This is a genomic window from Ruegeria sp. BB7 (assembly GCF_056539365.1).
Window position 1 is genome coordinate 23,060 of record NZ_JBQFUV010000011.1, and the last position, 18,949, is coordinate 42,008.

At 57.4% G+C, this 18,949-nt stretch carries 19 protein-coding genes; 14 read left to right on the forward strand and 5 right to left on the reverse strand.

Going from position 1 to position 18,949, the window contains the following annotated elements:
* Positions 1 to 2 precede the first annotated feature (2 nt).
* From ACR0D7_RS15175 to ACR0D7_RS15185, 3 genes are all read left to right on the forward strand, one after another.
* Complete coding sequence (locus ACR0D7_RS15175) at positions 3 to 578, forward strand: TIGR04282 family arsenosugar biosynthesis glycosyltransferase (RefSeq protein WP_480679744.1); 576 nt, start codon at positions 3 to 5, stop codon at positions 576 to 578.
* Between the two features lie 47 nt (positions 579 to 625).
* On the forward strand, positions 626 to 2,884 hold the full coding sequence (gene rnr / locus ACR0D7_RS15180) for a ribonuclease R (RefSeq protein WP_480679745.1): 2,259 nt from the start codon (positions 626 to 628) through the stop codon (positions 2,882 to 2,884).
* A 108-nt stretch (positions 2,885 to 2,992) separates the two neighbouring features.
* Complete coding sequence (locus ACR0D7_RS15185) at positions 2,993 to 4,291, forward strand: lytic murein transglycosylase (RefSeq protein ID WP_480679746.1); 1,299 nt, start codon at positions 2,993 to 2,995, stop codon at positions 4,289 to 4,291.
* 397 nt (positions 4,292 to 4,688) lie between these two features.
* Here ACR0D7_RS15185 and ACR0D7_RS15190 read toward each other — a convergent pair whose 3' ends face one another.
* Together ACR0D7_RS15190 and ACR0D7_RS15195 are read right to left on the reverse strand one after the other, a co-directional pair.
* Complete coding sequence (locus ACR0D7_RS15190; RefSeq protein WP_480679748.1) at positions 4,689 to 6,086, reverse strand: aspartate aminotransferase family protein; 1,398 nt, start codon at positions 6,084 to 6,086, stop codon at positions 4,689 to 4,691.
* Between the two features lie 75 nt (positions 6,087 to 6,161).
* Positions 6,162 to 6,845 carry a GntR family transcriptional regulator gene (locus ACR0D7_RS15195; RefSeq protein ID WP_480679749.1) on the reverse strand — a complete coding sequence of 228 codons (684 nt, stop codon included), beginning with the start codon at positions 6,843 to 6,845 and terminating at the stop codon, positions 6,162 to 6,164.
* A gap of 141 nt (positions 6,846 to 6,986) precedes the next feature.
* On the opposite strand from ACR0D7_RS15195, the gene ACR0D7_RS15200 reads away from it, so the two are divergent.
* From ACR0D7_RS15200 to ACR0D7_RS15220, 5 genes are all read left to right on the forward strand, one after another.
* Complete coding sequence (locus ACR0D7_RS15200) at positions 6,987 to 8,072, forward strand: polyamine ABC transporter substrate-binding protein (RefSeq protein WP_480679750.1); 1,086 nt, start codon at positions 6,987 to 6,989, stop codon at positions 8,070 to 8,072.
* Positions 8,073 to 8,141: 69 nt separating this feature from the next.
* On the forward strand, positions 8,142 to 9,269 hold the full coding sequence (locus ACR0D7_RS15205) for an ABC transporter ATP-binding protein (RefSeq protein WP_480679752.1): 1,128 nt from the start codon (positions 8,142 to 8,144) through the stop codon (positions 9,267 to 9,269).
* A complete protein-coding gene (locus ACR0D7_RS15210; RefSeq protein ID WP_480679845.1) occupies positions 9,269 to 10,159 on the forward strand; it encodes an ABC transporter permease subunit in 891 nt (296 codons plus the stop codon). Before ACR0D7_RS15205 ends, ACR0D7_RS15210 begins: the two co-directional genes overlap by 1 nt.
* Positions 10,156 to 10,974, forward strand: a complete 819-nt coding sequence (locus ACR0D7_RS15215) for an ABC transporter permease (RefSeq protein ID WP_480679753.1) — start codon at positions 10,156 to 10,158, stop codon at positions 10,972 to 10,974. Before ACR0D7_RS15210 ends, ACR0D7_RS15215 begins: the two co-directional genes overlap by 4 nt.
* The gene (locus ACR0D7_RS15220; RefSeq protein ID WP_480679754.1) at positions 10,971 to 12,272 is read left to right on the forward strand and encodes an NAD(P)/FAD-dependent oxidoreductase; all 1,302 of its coding nucleotides are present in this window, start codon (positions 10,971 to 10,973) and stop codon (positions 12,270 to 12,272) included. Before ACR0D7_RS15215 ends, ACR0D7_RS15220 begins: the two co-directional genes overlap by 4 nt.
* A gap of 3 nt (positions 12,273 to 12,275) precedes the next feature.
* On the opposite strand, the gene ACR0D7_RS15225 is transcribed toward ACR0D7_RS15220, so the two are convergent.
* From ACR0D7_RS15225 to ACR0D7_RS15235, 3 genes are read right to left on the reverse strand one after another with little or no spacing between them, the layout of a single operon-like run.
* Positions 12,276 to 13,142: a phosphotransferase gene (locus ACR0D7_RS15225; RefSeq protein ID WP_480679755.1), complete on the reverse strand. Its 867-nt coding sequence runs from the start codon at positions 13,140 to 13,142 to the stop codon at positions 12,276 to 12,278.
* Positions 13,143 to 13,197: 55 nt separating this feature from the next.
* On the reverse strand, positions 13,198 to 13,863 hold the full coding sequence (locus tag ACR0D7_RS15230; protein WP_480679756.1) for a flagellar hook capping FlgD N-terminal domain-containing protein: 666 nt from the start codon (positions 13,861 to 13,863) through the stop codon (positions 13,198 to 13,200).
* Between the two features lie 2 nt (positions 13,864 to 13,865).
* A complete protein-coding gene (locus tag ACR0D7_RS15235) occupies positions 13,866 to 15,095 on the reverse strand; it encodes a flagellar hook-length control protein FliK (protein WP_480679757.1) in 1,230 nt (409 codons plus the stop codon).
* Positions 15,096 to 15,206: 111 nt separating this feature from the next.
* Between ACR0D7_RS15235 and ACR0D7_RS15240 the strand changes: the two genes are divergently transcribed.
* The 6 genes from ACR0D7_RS15240 to ACR0D7_RS15265 all read left to right on the forward strand — a co-directional run bounded on the left by ACR0D7_RS15240 (position 15,207) and on the right by ACR0D7_RS15265 (position 18,923).
* The gene (locus tag ACR0D7_RS15240) at positions 15,207 to 15,488 is read left to right on the forward strand and encodes a rod-binding protein (RefSeq protein WP_480679759.1); all 282 of its coding nucleotides are present in this window, start codon (positions 15,207 to 15,209) and stop codon (positions 15,486 to 15,488) included.
* A complete protein-coding gene (locus tag ACR0D7_RS15245; protein WP_480679760.1) occupies positions 15,472 to 15,831 on the forward strand; it encodes a flagellar biosynthesis protein FlgN in 360 nt (119 codons plus the stop codon). The genes ACR0D7_RS15240 and ACR0D7_RS15245 overlap by 17 nt, the downstream gene beginning before the upstream one ends.
* A 209-nt stretch (positions 15,832 to 16,040) precedes the next feature.
* Positions 16,041 to 17,282, forward strand: a complete 1,242-nt coding sequence (locus ACR0D7_RS15250; RefSeq protein ID WP_480679761.1) for a flagellin N-terminal helical domain-containing protein — start codon at positions 16,041 to 16,043, stop codon at positions 17,280 to 17,282.
* Positions 17,283 to 17,359: 77 nt separating this feature from the next.
* A complete protein-coding gene (gene flaF / locus ACR0D7_RS15255; protein WP_480679762.1) occupies positions 17,360 to 17,734 on the forward strand; it encodes a flagellar biosynthesis regulator FlaF in 375 nt (124 codons plus the stop codon).
* On the forward strand, positions 17,734 to 18,135 hold the full coding sequence (gene flbT / locus ACR0D7_RS15260; protein WP_170383891.1) for a flagellar biosynthesis repressor FlbT: 402 nt from the start codon (positions 17,734 to 17,736) through the stop codon (positions 18,133 to 18,135). The genes flaF and flbT overlap by 1 nt, the downstream gene beginning before the upstream one ends.
* Positions 18,132 to 18,923, forward strand: a complete 792-nt coding sequence (locus tag ACR0D7_RS15265; RefSeq protein WP_480679763.1) for a DUF1217 domain-containing protein — start codon at positions 18,132 to 18,134, stop codon at positions 18,921 to 18,923. The genes flbT and ACR0D7_RS15265 overlap by 4 nt, the downstream gene beginning before the upstream one ends.
* Positions 18,924 to 18,949: the final 26 nt, after the last annotated feature.

Sequence of the window (18,949 nt, forward strand, 5' to 3'; positions counted from 1 at the left end):
CCATGCAGCGCACTCTGGTCATAATGGTGAAAGAGCCGCGCCCGGGCCGTGTGAAAACGCGTTTGGGGCGCGACATTGGTATGGTTGGCGCGGCGTGGTGGTTCCGGCACCAGACCCGGTCGCTGATCCGTCGGTTGCGCGATCCGCGCTGGCAGATCGTGCTTGCGGTTTCGCCAGATCGAGAGGGGCTGACCAGCCGTATTTGGCCGGTTGATCTGCCCCGCGCGGCGCAAGGGCATGGTGACCTGGGCGACCGGATGGGCCGGATGCTGCGTGGAATGCCAAAAGGTCCGGTCTGTCTGATCGGTGCGGATATTCCCGGCATCACCAGAGGCCACATCGCGCAGGCGTTTGGGGCACTGGGACAGGCGCAGATGGTATTTGGCCCCGCGCCAGACGGAGGATATTGGCTGGTTGGCGCCCAGCGTTACGGCGCTTTGCCGTCCAATCTGTTCAGTGGTGTGCGCTGGTCGACAGAACATGCATTGACGGATACGCTGACCTCGATCCCTGATCGCCGGGTGGCGCTGTTGGACCATCTGCGCGACGTGGATACGGTGGCCGATCTGAAACCCTGATCTTTTTTAGTCATGACGCCGTCGCACCGCCGTGCTAGGCCGGAATCATGACTCGCATTCCCACCAAGCAGGAGGTCCTCGACTGGATCTCGGCGAACCCCACCCTGACTTCGAAACGCGACATCGCCAAAGCCTTTGGTATCAAGGGCGCGGACCGGATCGACCTGAAGCGTATCCTCAAAGAACTTGAGGCCGAGGGCCATCTGGAAAAGCGCAAGCGCAGCTATCGCGACCCGGATCGTTTGCCACCCGTCAGCGTGCTGCAGGTGAAGGCCCCGAACGAGGATGGCGACCTGTTCGCGCGACCTCTGGAGTGGCATGGCGAAGGAGTTGAACCGATCGTGCTGATCGTCGCTCGCGCCAGTGATCCTGCGTTGGGTGAGGGCGACCGCATTCTGGCCCGCCTGACCGTGGTGCATGAAGAGGACCACAACTACGAAGCCCGTCTGATCCGCCGCATCGGGACCAACCCGCGCAAGATTGTTGGCATCTTCCGCAAAGGGGCCGAGGGCGGGCGGATCGTTCCCATCGACAAAACAGGTCAGACTGAATGGCTGGTCCACGATGGCGCGGTGCTGGGCGCCAAGGATGGTGAATTGGTCGAGGCCGAACAGGCTGGACCCAAGAACCGCATGGGCCTGCCGCGCGCCAGAATCGTTGAACGGTTAGGAGACCCCTCGGCGCCCAAGGCTGTCTCGCTGATCGCGATCCATCAGCATGGAATTCCCGACGATTTTCCCGACAAGGTCATTGCCGAGGCGGATAAGGCCAAACCCGTCGGCCTGAAAGGCCGCGAAGACCTGCGGGATATGCCTCTGCTGACAATCGACCCTTCGGACGCGCGGGACCATGACGACGCTTGTTACGCGCATGCGGATGACGATCCGAAAAACCCTGGTGGGCATGTGATCTGGGTCGCCATTGCCGACGTCGCCGCCTATGTGCAACCGGGCACGGCACTGGACCGTGAGGCGCGTATACGCGGCAACTCCAGCTATTTCCCTGACCGTGTTGTGCCCATGTTGCCCGACCGTTTGTCGGGCGATTTGTGTTCTCTGCACGAGGGCGTCCCACGCGCCTGTATCGCTGTGCGGATGCAAATTGACGCGGATGGCAACAAAATCGGCCATCGGTTTGTGCGGGGCCTGATGCGGTCCGCCGCCTCGCTGCATTATGCCGAGGTACAGGAGGCTATCGACGGCAGCTCCAATGACCGCACCGGGCCGTTGCTGGAGCCGGTGCTGAAACCGCTTTACGCCGCGTACGCCGCGTTGAAAAAGGCCCGTGCCGCGCGGCAGCCTTTGGAACTGGACCTGCCAGAACGCAAGATCGTGCTCAGCGACACGGGCGAAGTGACCAGCGTGGCGTTCCGTGACCGGTTGGATGCGCACAAGCTGATCGAGGAATTCATGATCCTCGCCAATGTCGCGGCCGCCGAAACCCTGATCGCCAAGCGCCGCCCGCTGCTGTTCCGCGTGCACGAAGAACCCGCGCCTGAGAAATTGGAAAGCTTACGGGAAACCGCGCAGGCAGCGGGGCTGAACCTTGCCAAAGGGCAGGTGCTGCAAACCCGACATCTGAATGCGCTGCTGAACGCCGCTGCCGGAACTGAGGATGCAGAACTGATTAACCTGACGACCCTGCGGTCGATGGCGCAGGCCTATTACAACCCCGAGAATTTCGGGCATTTCGGATTGGCGCTGCGCAACTATGCGCATTTCACTTCACCCATCCGCCGCTATGCCGACCTGATCGTGCACCGGGCGCTGATCTCGGCGCATGGTTGGGGCAAGGATGGGTTGACCGAGGATGAGATCGCGCGGCTCGATGAAACCGCCACCCATATTTCGGACACCGAGCGCCGCTCGATGATGGCCGAGCGTGACACAACCGACCGCTATTTGGCCGCGTATCTGAGCGAGCGGGTAGGCAATGAATTCTCAGGTCGCATCAGCGGCATTGCCCGGTTTGGTGCTTTTGTGAAGATGGATGAAACCGGTGCGGATGGGCTGGTGCCCGTGCGCTCGCTAGGGCGCGAGTTTTTCCATTTCGACCGCGAGGCTGGAACGCTGATGGGCTCGGACACGGGCCTGATCATCGCCATCGGCCAGCGTGTCACCGTGCGCCTGACCGAGGCAACACCGGTAACTGGCGGGTTGGAATTGGAGCTGCTGTCGATTGATGATCAGGCCCTGCCGCGGGGGCGTGGATCAAGGGGACGGCCCACACGGCGCAAGGCGGTCAGCACCAGGCGCAAAAAGGACAAGATCAAGCGCAAGGTCGAACGCAAGCGCCGCCAGAGATAGCGGCGAAACGCCGATCTGTTCGCAATTGCGTGGGATCACGGTTTAGATGCTTTGAGAATTTCCGATTATGCGCTACCCTGAGGGCGAGCAGTCATCAGGAATATCGGAATGCGTAAATGCGCAAGTGGCATCATAGCCGCTGCATTATGGGCATCCATTGTGCAGGCGGAATCCCTCAATTCAGCAGATGGGTCGCAGACCTTTCAGCTGGCTTCGGCCGATGTAATGGTATCGATCCGACCGGTTTTGCGGCCTCCAGTTAAGGAGTATCGGGTGTCAACCGAAGGAAATGCGCGTTTTCAGGCGTGGCTGGGGGCGTTTCGTAAGCGCGCGATGCAGCGGGGTATTTCACCCGCGACTCTGGATCGGGCGCTGGCCGGCCTGACCTATGACAAGAAGATCATCGAGCGTGACCGTAATCAGGCCGAGTTCTCAAAGCCGATCTGGGAGTATCTGGATTCTGCCGTCTCGGACACGCGGATATCGAACGGTCGCGCGGGACTTGAGCGCCACCACGCAACCCTGACCCGGATCGAAGCGCAATATGGCGTCGAAAAAGAGGTTGTCACGGCGATTTGGGGGCTCGAGACTGCCTTCGGGACGTTCCGTGGCAGCGATCATACCATTCGATCTTTGGCCACATTGGCCTTTGACGCACGGCGGGCAAAGTTCTTTGAAACCCAGCTGATCGCCGCGCTGCAGATCGTTCAAGCCGGAGATGTCAGCCCCGGTAATATGATTGGCAGCTGGGCCGGAGCAATGGGGCACACGCAGTTCATGCCGACCTCGTATCTGGATCACGCGGTGGACTTCGACGGCGACGGGCGGCGCGATATCTGGTCTGATGATCCGACCGATGCGCTGGCCTCGGCTGCCGCCTACCTTGCGCGTCATGGCTGGATCAAGGGGCAACCCTGGGGGGTCGAGGTGCGCCTACCTGAAGGGTTCGACTATGCCACTGCCAAACGCGAATTCACTTTGATGCCTTCAGACTGGGCCGCGCATGGCGTGGTCGGACGTGACGGTAAGCCGGTGCCGGACCACGGGCAGGCCGCTATCCTGTTGCCTGCCGGAGGGCAGGGTGTGGCGCTGATGGTCTTCGACAATTTTGGTGTGATCGAGAAATACAACGGCGCCGATGCTTATGTGATTGGCATCGGCCACCTTTCCGACCGCCTGGCGGGTCGTGCCCCGTTTCAGGCTGACTGGCCGCGCGGTGACCGGGTGCTGAGTTTCACCGAGAAAAAGGAACTGCAAACCCGCCTGACCGAAGCTGGATTTGACACGCAGGGCATCGACGGCCGTACCGGGCCGAATACAACCGACGCGGTAAGGGCCTATCAGCTAGCACAGGGTTTGCTGCCGGATGGCTATGCCAGTTTGAAGCTGTTGGAGCGGTTGCGGTGAAGGGGGGCATACTCTGTTGTCGCCCAATCCACGATGCAAAACGTTTTTCTGTCCAGCAAGAGTTGAGGTTGTGTAGCCTCCCGACTATCGCCACTCACTTCGATAGGCGGGAGGCAGACCCTCCAGAATATTGGGTCACGGCACCAGCCGAGGTAATATGAGCGCTGAACCGTATGCGAATATATTAATCTGAAATACATCAAATCAAGAAATTTTATCGCGCGTAAATTGATGGGTTTCCGCGCGATGATTTATTTCGTTACTTCGGCAGGTAATTTCTTTTATGAGACAACGTGTTAGGGGCTGCTCCGGGCGAGCAGCGGGTAAATTCAATGTTGAAACAAAATAAGGGACGCCTTTTTCAAGCGTCCCTTAAATAGCTGTTTTCAGGAATGGCCTATGACGCGGCTTTCATTAGCCCTTGATTGATGATTTCGGCCTGCGCCTCGTCCAGCGACTTGTAAATCCGCACGAACATCTCGTCGATATCCGCTGGCGTCAAGATCAGTGGCGGTGAGATGATCATCCGGTCACCCACGTGGCGCATGATCAGGTTGTTGGCAAAGCAGCGGTCGCGGCAGATATAACCGATGGTGCCAGGCTCGGACGCGAATTTGGCGCGGCTGGCCTTATCCGGCGTCAGCGCGATCGAGGCCATCATGCCGACAATCTTGGCCTCACCGACCAGCGGGTGGTCGGCCAACGCCTCCCATTTCTGTTTCAGGTAGGGTCCGGCCACGTCGCGGACGTGCTCGACGATCTTCTCCTCTTCGAGGATGCGCAGATTTTCCAGTGCCACGGCGGCGGCGACCGGGTGGCCTGAATAGGTGTAGCCGTGGTTGAACTCGGTCCCGCCGATCACTGCGGCGATCTCGTCATTCACAATCGAGGCGCCAATGGGCGCGTAGCCCGAACTAAGCCCCTTGGCGATGGTCATGATATCCGGCTTGATGCCAACGGTCTCTGAGCCGAACCAGTTACCGGTACGGCCGAACCCGCAAATCACCTCATCCGCGATCAGCAGAATATCGTACTTGTCGCAGATGCGCTGAACCTCGGGCCAGTAGCTGTCCGGCGCGACGATCACGCCGCCGGCCCCCTGAACGGGTTCGGCGATAAAGGCCGCAACGCGGTCTTCGCCCAGTTCCAGAATGGCCTCTTCCAGCTCTCGCGCGCGGGCCAGACCGAATTCTTCGGGCGTTGTGTCGCCGCCCTCGGCCCACCAATTCGGCTGGTTAATGTGGTGGATATTCGGGATCGGAATGCCGCCCTGCGCATGCATCCCGGCCATACCACCCAGAGACGCCGAACCCACAGACGAGCCGTGATAAGCATTGTGGCGGCTGATGATGATATTCTTGTCGGGTTGGCCTTTTTCGGCCCAATAGGTGCGCACCAGGCGGATGTTGGTGTCGTTCGCCTCGGACCCGCTACCGGCGAAGAAGACGTGGTTCAGATCGCCCGGCGCAAGTTCGGCAATCTTGGCGGCCAGAGCAATCGCAGGCACGTGGGTGGTTTTGAAGAAGGTGTTGTAATAGGGCAGTTCACGCATCTGGCGGGCGGCAACTTCGGACAACTCATCCCGGCCATAGCCGATGTTGACGCACCAAAGACCGGCCATGGCGTCCAGAATCTCTTCGCCTTCGCTATCGGTCAGGTAAACACCGTTGGCGCGGGTGATGACACGCGCACCTTCCTCACCTAGTGAGCCATTGGCCGAGAACGGGTGAATGTGATGGGCGGCATCCAGCGCCTGCAATTCGGCGGTGGGCATGTGATTTGTGATGGTGGACATCCGAAAATCTCCTGAAAGAGCGATTGGGACTCACAATATGATCAAATTTTTTTCTGTCAATCGAATCGATCGAACTCAGGCCTCAACCAACGCACCGGCCATCAGTTCCATACCTTGTTCGATGTCCTGAGCCGTGGCTTTTGCAGCCCCATCGGCGTCCTGCGCGCGTAGCGCGACGATGATATCCTTATGACGATCCGGTAGGCTCTGAGTTCCAAATCGACCGCATACCACGCGTAAAGACGGGCCGAATCTCAGCCAAAGCCGCTCGGCCAAATCGCTTAGGATCGGAGCGCCTGCGTGGGAATACAGCGTTTCGTGGAACGTGTGGTTCAGATGCAGGTATCCGCTGACGTCCCCGTCGGCGATGGTGCGGTCCAACCGCTGGTCGATGCGTTCCAGGTGGTCGATATCCGAGTGGTTCATATTTGTTGTTGCACGTCTGGAAAGTTCTGATTCTATTGATAATCTGGCGAAGATCATCTGCTCGACGTCACCCGATGACAAAAGGGGCACGCTGACCCTGCGGTTGCCCTGAAATACCAGTGCCCCGTCCGAGATCAGGCGGCGAATCGCTTCTCGTACGGGGGTCATGCCAACACCCAGCGAATCAGTCAGACCCTGTATCGTGACGGGCTGCCCGGGTACCAGATCACCAAACATGATCTGTGCTTTTAGGGTCTGGTACACCTGCTCATGCGCAGGTTTTTTTTCGGTCTCTGATTGCGAGCCGGATGCGATATTTTTGATCAAATCCAATTGATTTGCCCTGTTTCCACTGATGTTGACTTGTCAGGTTTCTGACGTCGTGGAACCATACGCCAGATCGAGGGAAAACGCAAAACTTGATCAAATCCAAAAAAACGGGAAAATACCCGTACAGTTGCAGGGAGAAGAAAAATGAAACTGAAAACGCTGACGCTGACGGCGATCATCGCATTGGGGACTTCGGCGGCCTTCGCCGAAGAGGTGCGCGTGTACAACTGGTCCGACTACATTGATGAGGACCTGCTTGCCAAATTCGAAGAGGAAACCGGCCTGACGCTGATCTATGACGTGTTCGACAGCAACGAGGTTCTGGAAACCAAGATGCTGGCCGGAGGATCAGGTTATGATGTGGTGGTGCCGTCCGGTACTTTCCTTCAGCGCCAGATACAGGCGGGTGCGTTCCAAGAGTTGGATGCGTCAAAACTGTCAAACACGGGAAACCTGTGGGACGTGATTCAGGAGCGCACCGCGGGGTATGATCCAAACAACGCGTATTCGATTAACTATATGTGGGGCACTACAGGGATCGGCGTTAACGTAAACAAGGTCAAGGAAGCCTTGGGTGATGATGTCGCGTTGAACAGCATGGACCTGGTGCTGAAACCTGAGAACATGGAAAAGCTGGCATCGTGCGGTGTGCATTTCCTGGATGCGCCAGCCGAGATTATCCCGATGGTACTGCAGTATATCGGCGAGGACCCGGATAGCCATGACAAGGACGTCATTGGCAAGACTGAAGAGGTTCTTCTGAGTGTCCGGCCGCATATCCAGAAATTCCACAGTTCGGAATACATCAACGCGCTGGCAAACGGGGATATCTGCGTGGCTGTTGGTTGGTCCGGGGACATCCTTCAGGCGCGGGATCGTGCGGCTGAGGCCGACAACGGGGTGGAAATCGAATACCATCCATTTGCCGAAGGTTCGTTGATGTGGTTTGACCAGATGGCGATTCCGGCGGATGCTCCGAACCCGGAAGGCGCGCATAAATTCCTGGATTTCATTCTGGACGCCAACAACATGGCTGCCGCGTCGAACTATGTTTACTATGCCAACGGCAACAAGGCCTCGCAGGAGTTTCTTGAGGAAGACGTGATTGGCGATCCGGCGATCTATCCGGATGAGGCCACGATGCAAAATCTGTATATCACGACGCCGTACCCGTCGAAAACGCAGCGGGTCGTGACCCGACTGTGGACCAAGATCAAGTCGGGCACCTGATCCTATCTGTCTGCGCAAGGCGGTTCGTCCGCCTTGCTCCTTTTCCCAGATTGTCGAACGGGGGCCGTTTTGAACTCTGACGTCTTTGCGCCGTGGGATGACCCGCAGGCGAAACCTTTGATCCAGTTCCAGAATGTTACCAAGCGATTTGGTGCCTTCACGGCCATCGACAACCTGTCTCTGGATATCTTCGAAAAAGAATTCTTTGCCTTGCTGGGGCCGTCTGGCTGCGGCAAGACCACCATGATGCGGATGCTGGCCGGGTTCGAAACCCCGACTGAAGGACACATCATCTTAGGCGGTCAGGACATCGACCCGATCCCGCCAAACAAGCGGGCGGTGAACATGATGTTCCAATCCTACGCGTTGTTCCCTCACCTAAGCATTTGGGACAACATCGCTTTCGGCCTGCGTCGAGACAACATGGCCAAGCACGATCTTGAAAACCGTGTTGAAGAGATGTTGCGCCTGACCCGGCTCGAGCAATTCGCCCGACGCAAGCCGCATCAGATCTCAGGCGGTCAGAGGCAACGCGTGGCGCTGGCGCGGTCTCTGGCCAAGGCGCCGAAGCTGCTGCTGCTGGATGAACCCCTGGGTGCGCTCGACAAGAAACTGCGACAGGATACGCAGTTTGAACTGATGGATATTCAGGAGAAGACCGGCACCACTTTCGTAATCGTCACCCACGATCAGGAAGAGGCAATGACCGTCGCCAGCCGCGTGGCTGTGATGGATCAAGGCAAGTTGATGCAGGTGTCTACACCAGATCGAATCTATGAAAATCCGAACTCGGTCTATGTTGCGGACTTCATTGGCGACGTGAACATTATTGAGGGCCGGGCTTCGGCCAATGGTGATGAAACCTATCAGATCGACTGGGCCGAAGGGCAGGCGCCGCTGACGGCAACCTCGGCCAACGGGATTTCAAATGGTCAGTCCTGTCATCTGGCCATCCGGCCCGAGAAGGTGACGATCTCGGCGGATCGTCCGGCGGACGCCATCAACGCGGTACAGGGCAAGGTGCATGACATTGCCTACCTGGGCAACATGTCCACCTATCACGTCGAACTGCCAAACGGCACGATCATCAAGGCGCAAACGGCCAATACGCGTCGTATCTCGCGCCGATCATTCACATGGGAAGACCCGGTCTGGCTGTCGTGGACAGCGACGGCTGCGGTTCTGCTGGCAAACTGATGCGCCGCGCTGTTCTAATCGCCGTTCCCTATGTCTGGCTGCTGGCGCTGTTTCTGGTGCCGTTTTTCATTGTTCTGAAAATCTCTTTGTCGGATACCGAGCTGGCAATTCCACCTTACACGCCGACGCTGGATTTCTCGCAGGGATGGGCGGGGATCAAGGAATTCTTCAGCCAGCTCGATTTCGAAAACTACGTCTGGCTGACCGAGGATGACTTGTATTGGAAGGCCTACCTGTCCAGTGTCAAAATAGCGGTGATTTCAACATTCCTGACGCTGCTGGTGGGCTATCCCATTGCGTATGGCATGGCCCGCGCCCCGACCGAATGGCGACCGACGCTGATGATGTTGGTAATCCTGCCGTTCTGGACCTCATTCCTGATCCGTGTCTATGCATGGATGGGTATTCTGTCGAACGAAGGTTATTTGAACCAGTTCCTGTTGTGGACGGGTATCATCTCGACCCCACTGACTATTCTGAACACAAATACAGCGGTCTATATCGGCATCGTCTATACCTATCTGCCCTTCATGATCCTGCCGATTTACTCCGCGCTCGAACGAATGGATGACTCACTCATCGAAGCGGCCGAAGATCTGGGTTGTTCGCGTTTTCAGGCGTTTTGGCTTGTGACTATCCCACTGTCACGCCCGGGCATCATCGCGGGTTGTTTTCTTGTTATGATTCCGGTGATCGGTGAGTTTGTGATCCCCTCGCTGTTGGGCGGCTCGGGCACGCTGATGATTGGTAAGGTTTTGTGGGAAGAGTTCTTCTCGAACCGCGACTGGCCTGTGGCCAGTGCTGTGGCTGTGGTTCTGCTGCTGATCCTTGTGATCCCGATTGTGCTGTTCCAGCGCAACCAGCAGAAGCAGGCGGAGGCTGAGCAATGAACAGGATGAGCTGGTTCAACGCTGTCTCGCTGACGCTGGGGTTTGCGTTCCTTTACATTCCGATGATCATTCTGGTGATCTTCAGCTTTAACGAAAGCAAGCTTGTCACGGTTTGGGCCGGGTTTTCGACCAAGTGGTATGGCGAAGTGGTCCAGAACGAAGCCTTTCTGGATGCAGCCTGGGTGACCGTGCGGGTTGCAGTGTTTTCCTCGACGCTGGCAACGATCTTGGGCACTGCAGCGGCCTATGTGCTGGTACGCGGCAAGCGGTTTTTTGGCCGTACGCTGTTTTCCGGCATGATTTACGCGCCGTTGGTGATGCCCGAGGTAATCACCGGCCTGTCGCTGCTGTTGCTGTTCATCGGTATCGGGTTGGACAGGGGTATTCTGACCATCGTTCTGGCGCATACGACCTTTTCGATGTGCTTTGTCTCGGTTGTCGTATCCTCACGCCTAGTGACTTTTGACCAGTCATTGGAAGAGGCCGCGCTGGATCTGGGCTGTTCGCCTGCGCAGGCGTTCCGGCTGGTGACCCTGCCGATCATTGCGCCCGCTGTGATCTCGGGCTGGTTGCTGGCCTTCACCCTGTCGCTGGATGATCTGGTGATCGCGTCCTTTACCTCGGGCCCGTCTGCCACCACCTTGCCGATCAAAATTTTCTCGGCCGTGCGTCTGGGCGTCAGTCCCGAGATCAATGCACTGTCCACAATCATGATCGCGATTGTGACCGTGGGTGTCATCACAGCCTCGTTGGTCACAAAACGCGCTATGGTGCGGCAAAAGCAAGACGAAATGGCCGCTGCGCAGACCGAATGAAGCGGCTATTTCCAGACTACACCTATGGCTCCGGTCCAAGGGCCAACTGCTGGTGGGATGAGACGATCGCCAGCCCGGACTGGCCGGTGCTGCAAGGGGATCTGAGCGTTGACGTTGCAATCGTCGGCGGTGGTTTTACCGGGGTTTCGGCTGCTCTGTATTTGGTTAAGGCCGGGGTTTCGGTTGCGGTGCTTGAGGCAGAGACGCCGGGTTGGGGCGCATCGGGGCGCAATGGCGGCTTTTGCTGTTTGAGCGGGTCAAAACTGAGTCACTCTGCGATGGTTAGGCAATTCGGAGAGGCCGAAGCGCAAGATTATGAACGGGCTGAAAAAGATGCCGTCCATCTAGTGGCTGACCTTCTGAAATCCCATGGCATAGATGCAGATGTGCATTCGAAGGGTGAAACCCAACTGGCCCACACCCGGCGCGCTATGGAAAAGCTGCGTCGCAATGCTGATGCATTGGGAGAGCTTCATGAGCCCGGTGACCTGCCAGCGCTGGGGTTGGAGGGCACGTTTCATGGTGGATACTCAAATCCTGTCGGATTCGCGCTGAACCCCAGAAAATACTTGTTCGGCATCGCCCAAGCCGCCCGATCATCCGGTGCCGAGCTGTTCCAGAAAAGTACCGTTCAAAGCATAAGTAAAACGCATACCGGTTTCGATGTTCACACCAATGCTGGTTGGGTCAAAGCGGCGAATGTGCTGATCTGCACAAACGGTTACTCCAGCGAGGATATTCCGAACTGGATGGCCGGACGATACATGCCAGCCCAATCTACGGTTCTGGTCACGCGCCCATTGTCTGAACAGGAACTTCAAGCACAGGGCTGGACTTCGCAGCAGATGTGCTATGATACCCGCCACCTATTGCATTATTTCCGCCTTATGCCCGATCGGAGATTCTTATTCGGGATGCGCGGCGGACTACGTTCTTCACCACGGGCTGAGGCCGCCATTCGGCGCAGGGCCATGATAGATTTCCGGCGGATGTTTCCAGAATGGGCGGCGGTCGATGTCACCCATATGTGGTCCGGTATGGTCTGTCTTTCGCGGAGTTTGACGCCTTATGTCGGCCCTGTAGCGGATCAGCCGGGGCTGTTCGCCGGGTTTGCCTATCACGGCAACGGGGTGGCGATGGGTACCTATTGCGGACGGGCGTTGGCCCGGATGGTTTTGGGACAGCAGGCCAATCTTCCGGAACCAATAACGCGGCATCCCAGGCGATTCCCGCTTGGTCGCTGGCGCCGCGCGTTGCTGCCGCCAGCCTATGCGGCGATGGCGCTTATGGATATGTAACGGCTACAAAGTCGCCAGTTCCAACTCAAACCCCGCTGCATAGTCCGGGGTTCCGTTTTCGACACGCCACAGGCAATAGGCTGCCATCCTCCAAGCATACCAACGTCGCAACGAGTGATAACGGTCTACCGTGGCTGCATGATCATAGGCTGACAGGAACTGATCCTCTTCCTTGGCGCTCAGGGCTGCGCCCCGATAAATATGCTGCATGGCAGGTGACAGAAACAGGGCAAGATCCTCGCATGGGTCCCCCAGCGCTGGGCATTGCCAGTCAATCAGGGTCAACCCCGATGGAGCGACAAGAATATTCCCGGCGACTGGATCACCGTGAATAAGGCATGTCTGATTGGTTGACGGAACCTGTTCGTAGGGCTTCAGGCTTTCAAGCAAATGCCGATCTGGGGATGAGCACCCGTTCAGGATGTTTTGTCCGTGCCGGGCCAGATCCGTGCTGCCGTTGCATCCTTTGGGCGCTGGCACCGACAACGCCAGCGCGTGCAACCTGCGCAACAATTGCGCCACCGCATCTGCCCCCTCGCGCCACGGTGCGCCCGGAGCATGGTCGTAAAATACCCATCGGCCGGATTCGTGCCGCCCGGTTGCGCGTAGGCGCGGGGCAAAACCTGCGGGTTCCAATATCGACAGGCATTGTGCCTCTAGTTCGGCGTCATTGCGAAATAGCGGGTTGCGCAAAGCGGCACGGTAGAGTTTCAAAACCTTTCCGCCGTTTTCCCCAAGTACTTTCCATACATGATTGGTGCGCCCGCCATACAGGGTCTGAAATTGCACGTCCGCTGCAATCAGGCCCCGACGGCGCAGGTCGTCGACAAGATCCAATGGGGGGCAGGTTGGGTCAGTCAGAGGGGTCACCAGTACAGTAAGCGAGTCGCAGGTTGCTCAGGTGTGGCCTGTCCTGCCCAACAGATCAAGTTCCGGTTCGGACCGCTGTCACCGCTCCTGCTGGAACAACCTCGCCACTTTCCAAAGTGAGCAGGACCGTATCCTCCCCAACCTGAGCTTCGACTACCTGATTGAATGCTGCGACCGGCTGGGCCGATAGTAATTCCTCGCTGTCATAGCTCTCCAAAGTGGCTGAGTAACTGCCCGTTGGCAAAGGGCTACCGTCGCTGGCTGTTCCGGCCCAGGAAAACTCGGTCTGCGTCACCGGGACTGAAACCCGTTCCACCTCGGTGCCGGTACTGTTCCGGATCACCATTACGGCGTTATCCGCCGCCGCTGCTGCCTGTGCAGACAGCGCCACCGGCTCTCCGTCAAAATGGAAGGCTCCGGTTGTCTGGACATCCATGCCAACCCAATTGGCAAGCTCCTCCAGCTTTATTCCACCCAGTGATAGCGCCAGTTCTGACAGTAACTCATTGGCCTGCACCTGTTGCTCAACCATCGAGAACTGGGCCAGTTGCGAGGCATATTCCGTGGAATCCATCGGCTCTAGGGGGTCCTGATTTCGCGCTTGCGTGGTCATCAACAGCAAGAACGTGTCGAAATCCGATGCGATGGAAGATGCCTGTGATGGCGCTGTCCCCTGCGATTGGGAATTTGTCTGGGTCGTGGGTTGTGTCGGGGTGATCATGGTCAGAGCCTTATGTCGATCCGGCCATCCGGGCCGAGTTTCGGAATGGACGGGCCAGCCGCCGGGGCAGGCTCGGGCTGTGAGTCCGATAAACCGCGGGGTTCGCCCGTTTCAGAGTCGCCATGCTGCGCGTCGCTCGAAGTGCCCAGATCAAGGGACAGATCACCAAGTCCAAAGTTCTGGAACTCGGTCTCCAGAACCGAAAGGTGGCGGCGCATCATGTCCAGCGTCTCTGGCCGCTCGGCCAAAATCGTCATGTGCAGACCATCCTCGCGGCTGTTCAGGACAATCGAAACACGCCCCAGTTCTTCGGGGTTTAGGGCGACTTCGATGGTGCCGGGCTGTCCACGGGCAGAGACGAGTGTCGCCATTTGGTTGGCCACAGCGCGCGCCGTTTCAGCGCGAGCTGTGGATGTTGTTACTTGGGGTGCAGGTGCCGCATCTCGTGTGGTCGACGTCGATAGGGACTCTCTGACGGACGAGGCTTCTTCGACTACGGAGTCAGTGAGTGCTTCTGTTCGCGTGTCGTTTTGCTCCGACGCCAAAAGTTGCAACTGCACGAGTGTTGACACACGGTCGGTCGTCACGGGGTTTGCGTTATGCACGGGTGGTACGGCAGAGGTATTGCGCATATCTCGTTCTGGTCGAAATACGGGCGAGAGTTCGGGAACCTCACCTGGACGCGAATTTGGAATTGCCGGTCCATTCGGGAAACTTTGGAACGCAGTCGCAGTGTCCGGAGATTTTTGAAGTGGCACCGACCTGACTACAAGGGTCTGAACGGCTGGAAGTTCCGCGCGTTCAGCAGCGCTTTCTGGTGCGTACACAGCTGTGTTGTTCGGGGCATCTGGTTGTACCTCAACGGCCATTTCGATGCCCGTCTGCGTGTTCGGCTGTGGCGGGAATTGGTTTTCGAGTGGCGTTTGCGCGGTTTGCTTCTGAACCGGTTCCGGTAATACAGGGCGTAAATCAGCAAGCGGCTGATCATCCGGCACGTCAGGAGTATCCAGGGTTTCACCTTCCACACCGGCCAATTCCAGTTCTGATTCTGCATCGGGCTGCTGAACCACAAGAATCGTAGTTTCCGACTCAGCCGGTTGCGGGTCGGTTTCCTGGTCCATGATATTTTGAAAAGATACGGAGCTAATGGCGTCATGCGCGCCATGCCGGGCTGCATCAGGTTTCACGGTGTTGCCAGGCGAAGGCATCAAGACTGAAAGAGGATTGGGCATTTTGCTCCGACTCCGATTGTGTGACCGGAAATCTGCCCGCAGGAAGTTACGTTTATTTTAACTGCTTTCCTCTTTGATCGAGAAAGTTCGATGTAAATTTCGGAGAAAGCGATGAAGATTTCTGCGCCCCCTCCTGCCGTACAGGCCCCCACGACCACTGAGAAACTGCAGGCCGCCGCCGTCGATTTGGAGTCGGCGTTTTTGGCAGAAATGCTGAAATCCTCGGGCTTGGGTGAAACAAGCGAATCCTTCGGCGGTGGCGCAGGTGAGGATCAGTTCTCGTCATTTCTGGTGCAGCATCAGGCCCGTGCGCTGGCCGAGTCCGGCGGTGTTGGCCTGTCCGAAATTCTGTTTCAGTCCATGATGGAGAAAACGAATGCCGACCAAACCTGACACCGACTTGTTTAGATCCCTTGAAGAAGTGCTGGATCTCGAACGCTTAGCACTTGTTGACGGTGATCTGGATCGTCTGAACCATATGGTGCCGGAAAAAGAGAAGTTGATTGGCGCCATCAATGAGCTTCAGGTCTTTGAAAGCGCCGAGTTGGTGCGTCTGCAGAAAAAGGTCGAGCGGAACCAGGCCTTGCTGAACAGCGCGGCCGAAGGAATTCGCGCCGTGGCCAGCCGCATGGCCGAATTGCGTCGTGTCCGGCAGGAATTCAGCACTTATGGGGCAGACGGGCAGCGCAGCGGGTTTGCTGTGCGCCGCAATGCAAAGCTGGAAAAGCGGGCATAGCTGCTGGTTTGATTCAAATCCGAATTTTCTGGCTTGGACGTTTTAGCACTCCGTTAGGGATCAAAAGCCAAAGTGGGCGGGCACCTGAAACAGCAGGTGGCGCGAACAAGCCCGACGGCGGATCGCATTGATCAGAAAGACGTCAAAGCCCGCCTGCGGTGCGGGGTAAGCATGGGCGCAAAGGGCCCGAACGGAAAAGGAAGAAAGCTATGTCCAGCATTCTGACAAACAATGGCGCAATGGTGGCGCTGCAAACCCTGAAATCGGTTAACAAGAATCTGGAAATGACCCAGAACGCGATTTCGACCGGTAAGGACGTCGCGACCGCCAAGGACAATTCGGCGGTCTGGGCGATCTCCAAAGTCATGGAATCAGATGTTAAGGGTTTCAACGCGATCAAAGATAGCCTTGCCTTGGGTGAATCGACTGTGGCCGTGGCGCGCAACGCGTCGGAAACAGTGACCGACCTGCTGACTCAGATGAAGGAGAAAATCGTCGCTGCGCAGGAAGACAACGTGGACCGCGGCAAGATCAACGACGATGTGAGCGCTTTGCGTGATCAAATTGAATCGGTTGTTGGTGCGGCTCAGTTCAACGGCCTGAATCTTGTGGATGGTACAGCAGGAACTGCATCTATCCTGTCCTCGCTTGACCGTGACAACACAGGCACTGTGACCTCTTCGTCGATTTCGGTTGCAAGCCAGAACCTGTCCACCGGTGGTTACGCCAGCAAGGCCGTTCTTGCCGGTTCTGACAATACGGCAACAGACAACGATGCAGCTGGTTTCACCATGGACAAGGACAGTGGCACCGGAACGATTGTGATCGACAGTTCGACCGACAACTTTGCCGTGGGCGACAAAATCTCAATCACCGTGGGTGATCGATCTGTCTCCTACACTGTGCAGGATTCTGACCTTGATCCATCTGGTACCTATGACGCGGCGAATACCGACGCCAATGTTGCCATCGGCCTGAAGAATCAAATCGACGCTTTGGGTGTTCAGGGGTTGTCTATCGATTATGATCCAAGCGCAGAGGGAACTCTGTCGTTTGTGACCGGCGCGGGTGTTGATGCCGCAGATCGGGATGTGTCCGTTTCCGCGCAATTTACCAATGCAGGTGCAGGTGGCCTTGGCGCATTGAGCTCGATCGACGTTTCCACCGCTGGTGGGGCATCGGCTGCATTGGGCACTATCGAAACCCTGATCGACACGTCGATTGACGCGGCGGCGGCTTTTGGTTCGGCGCAGGGTCGTATCGAAACGCAGCAGGATTTTGTTTCCAAGCTGACGGACTCGTTCAAGTCCGGCATCGGTTCGATGGTTGACGCCGACATGGAAGAGACCTCGGCCCGTCTGCAGGCCCTGCAAGTGCAGCAGCAGTTGGCCACCCAGTCGCTGTCGATCGCCAATCAGGCACCGCAGTCGATCCTGTCGCTGTTCCGCTAATTCTCGGAACCTGGCCGGGGCGCGAAAACGCGCCCCGGCCCTGACTGCCACAAGACGGCCCATTGGAAGGATTTCAAGTGACACCGCAAACTCTTGCACAACGTGCCTATGCGCAAACCGCCGCCCCGACACGCACGCCGCGCGATACCGAATACGAGGCGATTTCAAAGATCACGCATCGGCTCAAGGCAGCGGCCGCGCGGCGCAAAACCGACTTCGGGGGATTCGTTCAGGCGCTGCACGAAAATCGTCGTTTGTGGACCGTTCTGGCAACTGGCGTATCGGATTCCGACAACGCCCTGCCCAGTGAACTGCGGGCGCGGATCTTTTATCTGGCAGAATTTACCGAGCAGCACAGCAGTCAGGTGTTGGGCAATAAGGCAACCGTGGAGCCTCTGCTTGAGATCAACATGGCGGTTCTTCGGGGTCTGCGGCAGATGGGTGCAACCTGATGGGGGGGCTGGTTCTGAAACTGGCACCGAAAGAGAGGGTGCTGATCAATGGCGTCGTCGTTGAAAATGGGGACCGCCGTGGCCGGTTTTCAATCATGACGCCGGACGCCAATGTCCTCCGTTTGCGCGACGCCATTCACCCGGATGAAGTGAACACGCCCGTGCGGCGGGTGTGCTACGCCGTTCAGCTTGTCTTGTCGGGTGATATGGAGCCAGAGCACGCGCGGCAACAGCTTCTTCGACGAGTCGAAGAGTTGAGCCAAGTCTTCACTGATGCAGACAGCCGCCGGGTCTTGTCCGAAGCCACCGAAGCTTTGCTTGCTGAACATTATTACAAGTGCCTTAAGTCATTGCGAGCTTTGCTGCCGCGCGAAGAACGGTTGATGGCGTATCAGCAATGACATTTCAGCCTGTCATCCCTACAGGCGGCATCGTCGGCTGGCGTTTTTTGCAGCGTACCTATGATGCGCAGTTAGAGAGTTTTTCATCCTCAGCCGTCAATGAAAGAGAGGCAAAGTACTTTCTGGACAATATCGGCAAGGTGCAGACGGCCGAGGATTTGGTCTCAGACCGGCGATTGCTGCAAGTGGCGCTGGGTGCCTTCGGGTTAGAGGGTGACGTCAACAATCGCTATTTCATCCAGAAAATATTGTCAGATGGGACAAGCGCAGATGACGCTCTGTCTAACCGGCTTGCCGACAAGCGTTATCGAGAGTTTTCCCAAGCTTTTGGTCTGGGGCCCGGAGACGTGCGGAAAACGGGTCTGAAATCCAATATGGAAGCGATTGCGCAGGACAATGTAGTGTCCCGGTTTGAAGTCGCAGTGGGTGAGGCGAATGAAACCATGCGGATTTCGCTTTATGCTCAGCACACGTTGTCGGACCTGGCCGCGCAGGATAGCAGCGCGGATACAAAGTGGTTCGACCTGATGGGACAGCCTCCTCTGCGCAGCATGATGGAGACGGCGCTTGGCCTGCCGTCGAGTTTTGCGCAGTTGGACATCGATAAGCAGCTTGAGGTTTTCAAAGACAGGCTGTCCAAAGTAACCGGATCTGATGATCTGGCGCAATTCGCCGACGAGGCAGCGGTGGGCAGGCTGACGGATCAGTATCTTGCCCGCAGTCAGATTGCCCAACTGCAAAGCACCATTTCACCCGCCCAAACCGCGCTGATTCTGCTGGGTGCATAATCGTTCCTACCAGCCCTGCGAAAAAA

Excerpts from the sequence above, each read along its gene's own strand:
- ACR0D7_RS15265 (WP_480679763.1), top strand. The coding sequence starts at position 18,132 with ATGACATTTCAGCCTGTCATCCCTACAGGCGGCATCGTCGGCTGGCGT.
- ACR0D7_RS15235 (WP_480679757.1), bottom strand. The coding sequence starts at position 15,095 with ATGCCCAATCCTCTTTCAGTCTTGATGCCTTCGCCTGGCAACACCGTG.
- ACR0D7_RS15220 (WP_480679754.1), top strand. The coding sequence starts at position 10,971 with ATGAAGCGGCTATTTCCAGACTACACCTATGGCTCCGGTCCAAGGGCC.
- ACR0D7_RS15245 (WP_480679760.1), top strand. The coding sequence starts at position 15,472 with ATGCCGACCAAACCTGACACCGACTTGTTTAGATCCCTTGAAGAAGTG.
- ACR0D7_RS15230 (WP_480679756.1), bottom strand. The coding sequence starts at position 13,863 with ATGATCACCCCGACACAACCCACGACCCAGACAAATTCCCAATCGCAG.
- ACR0D7_RS15175 (WP_480679744.1), top strand. The coding sequence starts at position 3 with ATGCAGCGCACTCTGGTCATAATGGTGAAAGAGCCGCGCCCGGGCCGT.
- ACR0D7_RS15185 (WP_480679746.1), top strand. The coding sequence starts at position 2,993 with ATGCGTAAATGCGCAAGTGGCATCATAGCCGCTGCATTATGGGCATCC.
- rnr (WP_480679745.1), top strand. The coding sequence starts at position 626 with ATGACTCGCATTCCCACCAAGCAGGAGGTCCTCGACTGGATCTCGGCG.
- ACR0D7_RS15210 (WP_480679845.1), top strand. The coding sequence starts at position 9,269 with ATGCGCCGCGCTGTTCTAATCGCCGTTCCCTATGTCTGGCTGCTGGCG.
- ACR0D7_RS15190 (WP_480679748.1), bottom strand. The coding sequence starts at position 6,086 with ATGTCCACCATCACAAATCACATGCCCACCGCCGAATTGCAGGCGCTG.
- ACR0D7_RS15240 (WP_480679759.1), top strand. The coding sequence starts at position 15,207 with ATGAAGATTTCTGCGCCCCCTCCTGCCGTACAGGCCCCCACGACCACT.
- ACR0D7_RS15250 (WP_480679761.1), top strand. The coding sequence starts at position 16,041 with ATGTCCAGCATTCTGACAAACAATGGCGCAATGGTGGCGCTGCAAACC.
- ACR0D7_RS15200 (WP_480679750.1), top strand. The coding sequence starts at position 6,987 with ATGAAACTGAAAACGCTGACGCTGACGGCGATCATCGCATTGGGGACT.
- ACR0D7_RS15215 (WP_480679753.1), top strand. The coding sequence starts at position 10,156 with ATGAACAGGATGAGCTGGTTCAACGCTGTCTCGCTGACGCTGGGGTTT.
- flbT (WP_170383891.1), top strand. The coding sequence starts at position 17,734 with ATGGGGGGGCTGGTTCTGAAACTGGCACCGAAAGAGAGGGTGCTGATC.